Origin of the sequence: Tissierella sp. (assembly GCF_052089545.1) — a bacterium.
Taxonomy (GTDB): domain Bacteria; phylum Bacillota; class Clostridia; order Tissierellales; family Tissierellaceae; genus Tissierella_A.
Genome location: NZ_JBQDAA010000005.1, coordinates 1 through 11,346, shown reverse-complemented (window position 1 = coordinate 11,346; position 11,346 = coordinate 1). Strand labels below are relative to the sequence as shown.

The following is an 11,346-nucleotide window of genomic DNA, read 5'->3' as shown; positions in this document are numbered from 1 at the left end:
ACATTTTTAATCTTTATTGTTTCATTTTTGCTTGCCCTAGCAAGACCTCCTATGACTACTGAATTTCCTTTAACAGTAACAGCTACTATATATATTAGTTCTTCACCTTTATAGCTAAAGACTCCCGACTTGTCTGTTTTTTTCTTTATCATTAGTCTTTGCATATCTTTTTCAATAGTTGAAAGGGCTAGTGTGTCTCCAAAGTAAAAGTTTGGTTTTTTCTTTGAATAAAAAAATTCAACCTTGTTGTTTTCTGGATTTTCCCATTCAAGATAGAAACTATTATTTTCTTGAGGTTTGACAACTATTTTTTCAATTGGGGAGGGAAGTTTCGCTGGTATGGCCGATATTTCTACTCCCTTAGTTGGATATTTTTTTGAAGCAAGCTTATATATTAATTTTATTTGATAAGTATATTTTTTATCATTTATTAGATTTTCATCAATAAAGCTAGTTTTATTATTGCATTTAATTATTTCTTCTTTTCCATCTACTATTTTTTTTATTTGAACAGAGGTATTATTTGGAATTTCATCCCAATTAAACTGTAACTCTTTATCTCCTTCAGATGCTGTAACACCTGATATTTCAAACAAATTTATAATAGGTTTTAAACTTGTTAGAGCCTGGGAAAAGACACCTGCCCTTTCTACAAATACAGCATAATAATATCCAATACCTGCTTGAATACCAGAATCGATAATGCTATATGTACTTACCCTTCCAATAAAGTCTCCATCTTCTACATTTACTGGTACCGCTTCTTTCTTTCTAACAACGGTATAGAAAAGTAGGCCTTCACTCTTACTCCTTGACCAAGAAATAACATTTGTTTTACCTATGGTATCAGTAAAAACGGATAAGGATAGGGCCTTAAGTGGTGGGTATTTAGCCAATTCTTCTTTTAAACCTGGACAATCCTTGCAAGCTTGGTAGGCCTTTGATAAGACTTCAACCTTATCTTTTTCCTTTTTAAGCTTCCCTGCTTTTTCTTTTAAGTCTTCAGCTAAAGCTATGGCACCGTTAATTTCTTCTGACATATGCTTATCCTGAAAGTTTGGATATATCTTTTTAAGATTTAAATATTGTTTTTTTGCCTGATAGTAATTTTTCTTTTTACATTCCTGGTCAATTAATTTTACTTTACTACTAACATTTTTTTCCTTGCTATTAAGCTTGTTTTTAAGCTCTTTAACCTTATCGTTATTAGGCCAGTATTTAGAAGCATCTGATAAGTGAGCTTTAGCAACACTAAATTCCATATTATCTATTTCCTTAGATGCTAACTCACAAAGTGCTAAGGCCTTATCTATATTTTCAAATTCAAATCCGCATTTACATACTTTTACACTTGCATCATTTATTTTTTTACATTTAGGACATTCTATCTCAAGTTCTGCACCACATGCTTGGCAAATTTTTCTTCCTTGTGAAACGTCATTTAAAGAACCACATCTACATACCTTTATATTTTTATTTTCTGTCTTTTCTTTTTTTAAATTTGCAAGCGACATTTTTTCCATCTTAAAAAATGCTTGGAAGACATCAATAGCCAATTTCCTATCTTTAAGTAATTGTGAAAGCTGGTCTATGTAGTTTTTATAGGCTTCATCTGATATTTCACCTGCTATTTTATAGATATCCCTAGCACTTTCCAGTATTTTTTTGCTACTATTAAAAACAAGATATTTATCATAAGTTTTCTTGCCTTCTTCATCTTTAAAAGTTTCTTCACATTGGCTACAAAGTTTAGATCCACTTCCACTTATACTATCATTTTTATAAAATTCTTTTTTCTTCTTTTCCCTTGCTTTTTCTGTAAGAGAATCAACCGGAAGGTTCCTTGCGTTTTTAATATCTGAATCTTTATATAAAAATTCATATAGATTATCTACATAAAATGTTTCTAGTAATTCTCTCATTCCATTATATTTATCTGTATTTTTAGGCTTTGTTTTATAATATTTTTCATATATTTCTTTATGGTTTTTCTTTTTTGATTCTATTATCTTGATTCCAAGCTTTTTAGCACTTCTTTTTACAAAGGTATCATCTACCTTTTGTTGTTTGGCTATTTTTTCAACCATTTCACTTGTAATTTCTGTTTTTCTGATTTGTTTAAGTATCTTATTTATTGGTCCATATGTTTTATCACATGCATCTTCAATTAGCTCTTTGCGGATATTTTCTCCACCTATCATGTCTTTTTTTATAGTAGGAACCATCTGTGAATATCTTCTATATTTGGGTCCATGGTTAAAATCATTTGCTTTACTTGACCAAAACTTACGTTTTTCATCTATTCTTTTTTCTATAAAAGCTTCATCTTCAACTGGATTAGGATCAAATTCTAATTCCAAGACCAGATACCAATTTTCCGTCATCAATTTCCACCTCTTAATTATATGTTGTTTTAATATATCATCTTAATTTTGTTTCCTAAACTACTATCTCCAATTGACTGGGCAATTTTAGAAAATGAACTTGATAGGTCTGAAAGATCTGTTAAAGAAGCATTTTCTTCTACAGATGCGATATTTTTTAAAAATTCATAGTCAGCATGTCCAAATCCAAGGGCTATTATCTCTATTTTATTTTTGTGACATTCTTTTGCTTTTTTTATTGCTTTAGAAGTATTATCCCAAATCCCATCAGTCAAAACTACCAGATAGTTTAAAATCTCATCATCTTGACCAGAAAAGTCTTTTAATGCTTGTTCAAAGGGTTGGGCCCCATTACAATATCCTACCGAACCAACTTGGATCATATTAATTTCAAATATTAGTTTTTTAAAATCATCCGTTGCTTCTACTACCGTTTCTACACGATCAGCAAACTTCAACAGTCCGATTTTTGTATGTTCTGGATCCATCTTATTTACAAATTCCTTCATAGATTTTTGTGCTTCTTCAATTGCCTGACCTTCCATACTTCCTGATAAATCTATAGCTAACATTATTTGAACATTTCTTTCTGCATCTTTGATTACATCCTTAGGTGAAAGATTTGTCCATCCCATATCATCTTTTATTGCTTGGATTTTAACTGGAAGTTCTCTTCCAGTTTCCTTTTCTTGGGCTGATATATCAATAACACCATTGTAATTGTATTTATAGGTCAGATCAATTATAGATGCATCACTATTTGTTTGCCCAATTTCTGTGATTATATATTTATCAATTATTATGTTATCAGATGGTTTTTGATAATCACCTTGGAGGACATATACTTCTAATTCATCGTTTTTTCTATGGTCCTTGTAGCTATAGGATCTTTTCTTTTGGGCAGGTATAGATGTATTTTTAGGAATTATAACACTATTTATGTAACTTTCTCCATCTTCACTTATAGCTATCATTCCTAGTGCATGTGCTGTTACATCAGAAAGAGTTTTAGATCCTAGTACATGTTTGTTTTCTTTGCCTTCTATAGTTTTAATAAGCTTGTTAACTGATTCACCATTGTCATCTATATTAGCCTTTATTGCTGCACCTAGGACAACTGCTTGGTCAACATTGACACCTGATAAAGGCTCTTTTCCAGACATATCTTTTACATAATCATGGATCATTCTCATCCTGGTTGAACCACCTACAAGAATAACGCCACTTATACTTGTCCAAGATAATCCTATAGATTTTATTAGGTTTTCAGTCAATTCTTTGGTGGCTCCAATTAAAAAGTCTGACAAGTCTCTAAAGAGATCTTGGCTTATTTCTACACTTCCATTTATACCTTTATAAGTTATAGAAACATCCACCTTATTTCTAGAAGTAAGTTGTTTTTTAGTGTTTTCAGCCTTTACTATTAGTGAAGAGACCATTTGATCGTCTTCAGTTAAATCAAGGTCGTATTTTTCATTAAACTTTTGTGCTAGATACCTGGCAATACAATCGTCCCAGTCTTTACCTCCTAATTGGTGGTTACCATCACTAGCTAAAATATCTATTTTATTGTTATCAATTTTGGCAATAGTAACATCAAATGTCCCACCACCTAAATCATATATGAGTAAGGTTTGTTCTTGTTTTTTATCATTTAATCCATAGGCAAAGGCTGCTGAAGTTGGCTCATTTATAATTGATAATACTTCAAGTCCTGCCTTTTTACCTGCATCAATGGTTGCTTGCCTTTCTTTATGGGTGAAATATGCCGGCACTGTAATAACAGCAGAAGTTATCTTTTCTCCACATTCTTTTTCTGCTTCTTCTACTATTTTTTCTAAAAATATCGCTGTTAAATCTGTTGCATTATATGTTCTATCAAAAAATTCAACTTCAAATAAGTCATTTCCCATATCCCTTTTGAAAAATGCAATTACATTCGGGTCTCCAATTGATTGCATAGCTTTTGCATCTTCACCAAAGAGGATGTTTCCATTTTCTTCAAAACATAAGACAGATGGTGTTATTGAATCACCAAAGCTATTTTTAATTATTTGTGGCTTTCCTGTTTGTTCATTTATTTTTGCAATGGCGCTAAATGTAGTACCAATATCTATACCTACCTTAATGCTCATCTATAAATCCTCCTTAATAAAACAAAATAAACCCTACCATATAATCGATTTTATGGCAGGGTCTAGTTATTACATAACGACTATATTTTTTGATTTTTCTTTTAGTTCGTCAACTTTTTCTTCAGCCATAATACCTTTGGACTGCATGGTTGCATTTACTTCTCTATCTGTAGTTTTATCTATTCCACGAACTTCTAATATTCCTTCTTCATTTAGGGTAAAGGTAACATCTAGAGGTGCTCCAGCTGGTAGGTCAGATGGTAGCTCTAATGTAGTAGTTCCTAAAATAAGGTCATCATCTACTTCAAAGTATTCTTCCATAAAGTCATTTTCATAAACTTCTAAGTCTACAACTTCTTGGTTATCAAATTGTGTTCCAAATGTTTTTGTAACAGTAATCGATCCATCTGGCATAGATTCATTTTTAATAATCATATTAATACATTTTTCATCCTCACCATTGAGTACAACTTTCAATGCAAAACTCTTTGTAGTAGCAACTACAACTTCTTGAGCCCTTCCACCTATACTCATCATTTCTGGTTTTACTTGTAAGTCTTCCTTATAGTCATCTGCATCAATTTCTTTTGCAGTCTCTTCATCCAGTGTACCTTCAGTTAAGCTCTTTTGATTTTTTACGTAGACATTTACTGCATGGATTGCAGCTCCTTTTCCAACTGCTTCATCTGGTTCAAGAATCTTGGGTTCCATTCCAAAGTGCTCGACTATTTCTTTTGTTACTTGAGGCATTCTTGTAGAACCGCCTACTAATAGTATTTCATCAATATCAAAGCCTTTTTCTTTTGCTAAGTCAATGGCATTTTGTGTTTTTTCTATAGCTTCATTTATAAAGGTAGATGTAATTTCATCAAATTTTTCCCTTGAAAGCATGATTCTAGCCCTAAGTCCAGCCGCATCTATCATAACAGGTACTTCTTCTCTAGATGATAATTGTTGCTTGGCATTTTCAGCTTTCAATCTTAAATCTTGTTGGGCATATTCATCAAGTTCGCCATCAAATCCTGTTTCGCTTATAAATTCATCTGCTAAATATCTCATAACTGCTTCATCCCAGTCTTTACCACCTAGTTCATGGTTACCATCTGAACATATAACTTCAATCTTTTCTGAGTTTATATTCATAATTGTTACATCAAAGGTACCTCCACCTAGGTCAAAAACTAGAATAGTTTTTTCTTCTTGGTCTTTAGCACAGCCATAATATATTGCTGCTGCTGTTGGCTCACTAATAATCTCTAATACATTTAGTCCAGCAATTTTCCCAGCATTTCTTGTTGCTATTCTTTCTGCTGTTCCAAAATATGCAGGACATGTGATTACAACATCTTTTACTTCTTCATCTATCATTTTAGAAGCATCTTCACTTATCTTTCTTAATATATAGGCAGATACTTCTTCTGGGGACTTGTCCTCATTATTGTAATTAATTGCAAATTCTGTTTTCCCAATTAATGTTTTAACTAATAATATTGTATTTTCAGGATCTATTACTGCATTTTCCTTGGCTATTTGACCAACTACAACATCGCCAGTGTTTTCAAAGTTTACAACTGAAGGCGTTGATTTTGCACCCTCAGAGTTATTTATAATACTTGCCCTTCCCGTTTCATCAACATATGAAATACATGAATATGTTGTTCCTAGATCAATTCCATATACATATTTCGCCATTTACTTTTCCTCCTCCATATTATCTTTTCTTGATTCATCTTCTATATAGTTATACATTGAAATCTTTTCTGCTGATATTACCCTATTGTTATAGCTATAACCACTAGTCATTGACTCACATACTTTCCCATGTAAATCTTCTACATTTGTTTGGATTTTCTTGATAACCTTATGCCTTAAAGGTACAAATGCATCTCCTTCTTCGCTATCATATATTTCAACATTGTTTTTTTCTAAAATGTCCAATATATCATAGGAATAATCAAAAAAGGTTTTATTAGGAATATCTTGTTCACCTTCTGGCTTTTTTCTATACGTTTTTGCCATCCTTAAAATACTATCTCTTACCATTGCTATGTCTAATAGGATTGGACGAACTAGTTGAGAATACATATCTTCTTTATATCTTTGAAGTTCACTATGCATCTGATCAACAATCTTTTCCTCGTGTTCAGTGTGCATGATTTTTTGTTCAAAAATAGTCTGCATCTTGTCTATTTTTTCATTTAGACCATCCATGGTTTTGCTTATTTCTTCATATTTATCTAAGATTTCTAACTCTACTTTAGATCCATCTTCTAGCTTTTGGTCATTTTTACTTTCTTCTTTAGATAAATCTTTTTCATCAAAACTTAAATCTTCGCCTTCAACTTCATTATTTTTTATAGGTCTGTCTATAGGTTGGTCCATCTTCCCTATATCTTCATTTTCTATCATAGTTTCCTCCTATTACTCTTCAATGCTTATTATTTTCTTAGAAAACTCTGTATCTTTCCAAGTTTTTGATATCTTTGAATCTGCTTGTCTAAATAACCATTCCATAGGTTCCATCACACCTATAGGTTCATATTTCCCCTTATCCCTTGTGTGACCTATGGCACTAGATGCAAAAAACCTATTGTTTTTAAACTTTAAGTCAATACTATTTAAAAAGCTTGCCATATTGTTTTCAAGTAAAAGTTTTCTACATAGGTAATCTTCAGCATCTTGATAGTTTTTAAACTTTTCTGGTTCTTCTTCCATAAGTTTATTGATTGGTTCTTCTCCCAAATAATCAAGTAAATTTGCAGAGTCAACCTTGCTTATAACTACAGCTAGAGGCACTGTCAACATCTTTTTACTACTAATCCCTGTTACTTCTCTTAGCTTGTTTAAGAAAGAATCTACAACAACTCCAATATCAGTATTGCCAATTCCAGCTACATCCTCTGGATTTAGTTGAGGCTCAAATCTATACCTAAGTGAAGGTATGGAAAAAGGATCAACCATTAGTACAATTCCATGGCTATATTCATATTGCTTTTGAATCTCATTTTCACTGCTATCAGTAAATACTTCTCCTGCTATATCATAAATATGGGCTAGTCTATCTGGCTTAAATTTCTTACTCTTAATATAAAAGCTAAATGATACCGAACTAGCAATATCGATATTATTAGATCTTTCTGTCATCCTTGTACTTCCTATTGAATAATCCCTGCTAATTTCCTCATATATTTCTTCTTTTTCTTTATTATATATTTCAGTTTCCCATCCATTTGCAGGCGCTATGTCTTCCATAAAGTCATTTGCAAATGCTGTTATAAAGGCTGTTTTACCAACTGATCTTCCCCCAACTACCGGTATGCAAATTGGTACAGTTTCCTTATCAGTTAAGGGGTGATGACAATTAGTACAAATTGCATCCAACTTTTTTCTTCCATTAAAGAATGTGGTAGGTATCTTTTGTCCACAGGTATTTTCTTCCCCCATATAGCTTGGACCAGTACAAGTTCTTTTTAATACACCGTATATACCTGGAGTTAAATCACTATGCCCTGCACCACAGCTTGGACAAAGATATGTAGGAAGAAGTGACCTTTCTTTGCACTCATGACATGATACAAATATATTTTTTCCTTTTCTATATAACTTATCTATAGACCATATTATTAAAAAGAAAGTATAATAAAAAATAGAGCAAACAAGAACTATAAGAAGATGTACCAAACTTGTAACCACTAATAATATTGAACCGAAAATTCCAACAGATAGCATTAAGAATATATTCAGAACTAATATAGCTAAATAAATAGGTATTGAGCTGCCTCCGGCATCTGAAATATTAGAAAAATATTTTTTTATAGAGTTAATATTATTATTAAAAGCTTGGGATGATGTAAGATAAATATCCCTATAGGCTTTTTCAAACAAATATTTTTTTATAGCGGGTTGTGTTTTTTCTTCCATTTAATCGACCTCCAAACAATTTATCTTTAAACAAATCTATTTTTTTTATTACTATCAATCATATTTTTTTTGAAAGATATAAAATAATTCTTTATACCTGTTATAACTCCCCATATAATTAAAGGGATTCCAAGAACTCCTACACGTAGTAAAGTTATAACTGAAATTGCAAGCATCAAAAGAAGCACGAGTGGAATCCCTATAATTAAGCTAAATGTTATAGCTACCATTAAATTATTCATTTTAAAACTCTCCTTTAAAAAAACAGTGAAATATCAACTACTTTTATAAGACTTTGTCTTTTGTTTATAAATTTACAAAGTAGTATAAGTTTAACATACAATTCATTTTTTTACTATATTTTCCATTTATAAACATAAACAGACATTATACTTGTAAAAAAATATTTTTCAATATTATAATTCTCCATTCAATATTTTATCGGAAGTAATCAATAGATTTTAAGTATTTAGCCTTATTTTATTTTATAGCTTTTTTATTTTATAGTCTTTTTTATTTTATAGCTTTTTTTCTTATTTTTTACACTTTTAGGCTTTAAGGAGGATTTTTTTATGAAAATACAAGATGAAATGAAAGTTGTTATGCTTGGAACTGGGACTCCTAATCCTATACCAGAAAGATCAGGTCCCTCACTTGTAGTTATAGTAGGCGAAAACTCATATATAGTAGATGCTGGCATTGGACTAGTCAGAAGGGCAGAAGCTGCTAATAGGATGGGTGTTAAGGCTTTAGAAGCAAGCAATTTAAAGAGGGCTTCTTTAACTCATTTGCATTCAGACCATACGGCAGGACTTCCAGATTTAATACTTACTCCATGGGTTCTTGAAAGAGATGAAGCTCTTCAAATTTACGGTCCTAAGGGTACAAAGAACATGTGCAATCATTTAATGGAAGCTTACAAGGTGGATATAGATGCAAGGATGAACGGTTTAGAAAAGGCTATTCCACAAGGTATAGTTGTAAAGTCTAATGATATTTCAGGTGAAGGATTAGGATACAAGATTATTTATCTTATCCTTATATCTAAAGAACTGCTAAACTTCTATTTCAAATAGAAGTTTAGCAGTTCTTATTAAGTTTATTATATTTTTAAGTGGCAATTTAAAATTATTCAATATCTTACTTTTTATTTCTTATTACTATAAATTTTACTATATCGCTCCAGACCTTTTCTGCTTTTATATCTTCTTCTTTAAATCCAGCCTTTTTTAAGTTTTTTATAGTTTTTCTATTGATATTTGCTCCCCAAATATTCAGTGGGATAAAGTTAACTATATCCATAAATTTTCCTATTACCTTTTTATTGCTTCTCATATGTTCTAGCATTACTATCTTCCCATCTTCTTTACAAACTCTTCTAACTTCTTTAAATCCTTCAACAGGATCAGGGACTGAGCAAAATACGCAGGATGTAAGAACTGTGTCAAAGGTATTGTCTTCAAAATCCATCTTTTGAGCATCCATTTCTATTAACTTTATATTTTCCTTATGACCAATTTTTTCTTTGGCTTTTTCTAACATATTTTCTGAAAAATCTATACCCGTTATATCTAGGGTGTCTGGGTAGTTTAAGAGGTTTTTACCTGTACCTACCCCTACTTCAAGGACCTTTTGTCCTTCTATTTCTTCAATTAATCTATCTCTCCATTTATCACTTGTCATCATTTCCATAGGTTTTTCTAAAAAATCATATACCCTAGATACCCTATTATATCTTTTTTTAATTTTTTCACTATTATCGTTCATTTGCTCCACCTCATCTTATTTATACCCTTAAAGCTTATAAAGTATATAAAAAGGCTTAAACTATCCTTTAAATAATGATATAGTTTTTATTTTGAATACTTTTCTACTAATTCTCTTCCATGCATTTCTTCTTTTATATCATCTTTATCTATGTCTAGTTCCCTAGCTAAAAGTTCTTTGACTTTGGGTCTACATCTTCTTCCCTGGCAAAATCCCATGCCTGCCCTTCCCCTTCTTTTAACTCCATCAACAGTTACTGCTCCCCTATCTATTGCTTGGACTATCTCCTCTTCTGAAACACTTTCACATAAACAAACTTTTTCCTCGTATTTGGGGTTTTTTTCTATAAGTTTCTTTCTTTTTTCTTCTTCAAGTTTTGCTAGTCTTGGTATTCTTTTTCTGTTTGGATTAAAGTCTTTTTTTCTTTCAAGTTTTAGACCTATATCTTTTAGTATATCTTTTACATACTTGGCTATGGCTGGAGCAGATGAAAGTCCTGGTGACTCTATCCCTCCTACATGTATAACACCTTCCATGTTTTTTGAAGGATAGATACAAAAATCCCCCTTATCTGGTTTAGCTCTTATGCCTGTAAAAATTCTTATAGTTTTACCTAGGTCAAGATTTGTTACTGACTTTTTTCCAAGCCTATCAATTGTCTCTAGAGACTCTTCTCTAGCGCTTGGATCCACAAGTTCTTTTATCATTTCACTAGTTGGTCCAACCATAGTATTTCCTTCATAGGTTGAAGTAACTAGGACACCTTTTCCATTTTCAGTCGGTGTTTGAAATAAAACCTTTCCTAGTTTAAAATCCTTATCTTTTCTTAAAAGTCTATATACGCCTTTTGTAGGTATAATAGTAAAGTCAAAATCTCCTGCCATATTAGATACCTTATCTGAGTTTAAGCCAGCAGCATTTATGACAAACTTACTATAATAATCACCCTTATTAGTTTTTACCTTTATAGCTGTCTTTTCTTTTTCTAAGTCTAAAACTTCTTTTTGAACTTTTAACTCTACTCCGTTTTCTATAGCATTTTCCATCATAGCATAAGTATAATTAAAGGGGTCTACTATACCTGCACTCATACAAAGAAGAGCACTTTTAACATCTTTAGATATTAAAGCTTCTAGTTT

Annotated in this window: 9 protein-coding genes; 1 reads left to right on the top strand and 8 read right to left on the bottom strand. The window is 31.5% G+C overall.

Going from position 1 to position 11,346, the window contains the following annotated elements:
* The 6 genes from ACTHW2_RS01070 to ACTHW2_RS01045 all read right to left on the bottom strand — a co-directional run.
* Positions 1 to 2,384 (bottom strand): hypothetical protein (locus tag ACTHW2_RS01070; protein WP_442261863.1); only part of this gene is annotated, 2,384 nt, incomplete at its 3' end.
* Positions 2,385 to 2,413: 29 nt separating this feature from the next.
* Entirely contained in the window at positions 2,414 to 4,519 is a 2,106-nt protein-coding gene (locus tag ACTHW2_RS01065) for an Hsp70 family protein (RefSeq protein WP_442261862.1), read from the bottom strand.
* Positions 4,520 to 4,588: 69 nt separating this feature from the next.
* The gene (locus tag ACTHW2_RS01060; protein WP_442261861.1) at positions 4,589 to 6,211 is read right to left on the bottom strand and encodes an Hsp70 family protein; all 1,623 of its coding nucleotides are present in this window, start codon (positions 6,209 to 6,211) and stop codon (positions 4,589 to 4,591) included.
* Entirely contained in the window at positions 6,212 to 6,928 is a 717-nt protein-coding gene (grpE, locus tag ACTHW2_RS01055) for a nucleotide exchange factor GrpE (RefSeq protein WP_442261860.1), read from the bottom strand.
* Between the two features lie 12 nt (positions 6,929 to 6,940).
* A complete protein-coding gene (locus ACTHW2_RS01050) occupies positions 6,941 to 8,440 on the bottom strand; it encodes a TRAFAC clade GTPase domain-containing protein (RefSeq protein ID WP_442261859.1) in 1,500 nt (499 codons plus the stop codon).
* Positions 8,441 to 8,466: 26 nt separating this feature from the next.
* On the bottom strand, positions 8,467 to 8,682 hold the full coding sequence (locus tag ACTHW2_RS01045) for a hypothetical protein (RefSeq protein WP_442261858.1): 216 nt from the start codon (positions 8,680 to 8,682) through the stop codon (positions 8,467 to 8,469).
* A gap of 330 nt (positions 8,683 to 9,012) precedes the next feature.
* Between ACTHW2_RS01045 and ACTHW2_RS01040 the strand changes: the two genes are divergently transcribed.
* Positions 9,013 to 9,516 carry an MBL fold metallo-hydrolase gene (locus ACTHW2_RS01040; RefSeq protein WP_442261857.1) on the top strand — a complete coding sequence of 168 codons (504 nt, stop codon included), beginning with the start codon at positions 9,013 to 9,015 and terminating at the stop codon, positions 9,514 to 9,516.
* A 64-nt stretch (positions 9,517 to 9,580) separates the two neighbouring features.
* Here ACTHW2_RS01040 and ACTHW2_RS01035 read toward each other — a convergent pair whose 3' ends face one another.
* Positions 9,581 to 10,207: a class I SAM-dependent methyltransferase gene (locus ACTHW2_RS01035; RefSeq protein WP_442261856.1), complete on the bottom strand. Its 627-nt coding sequence runs from the start codon at positions 10,205 to 10,207 to the stop codon at positions 9,581 to 9,583.
* A gap of 86 nt (positions 10,208 to 10,293) precedes the next feature.
* A partial coding sequence (locus tag ACTHW2_RS01030) for an NAD(P)/FAD-dependent oxidoreductase (protein WP_442261855.1) occupies positions 10,294 to 11,346 on the bottom strand: 1,053 nt, incomplete at its 5' end.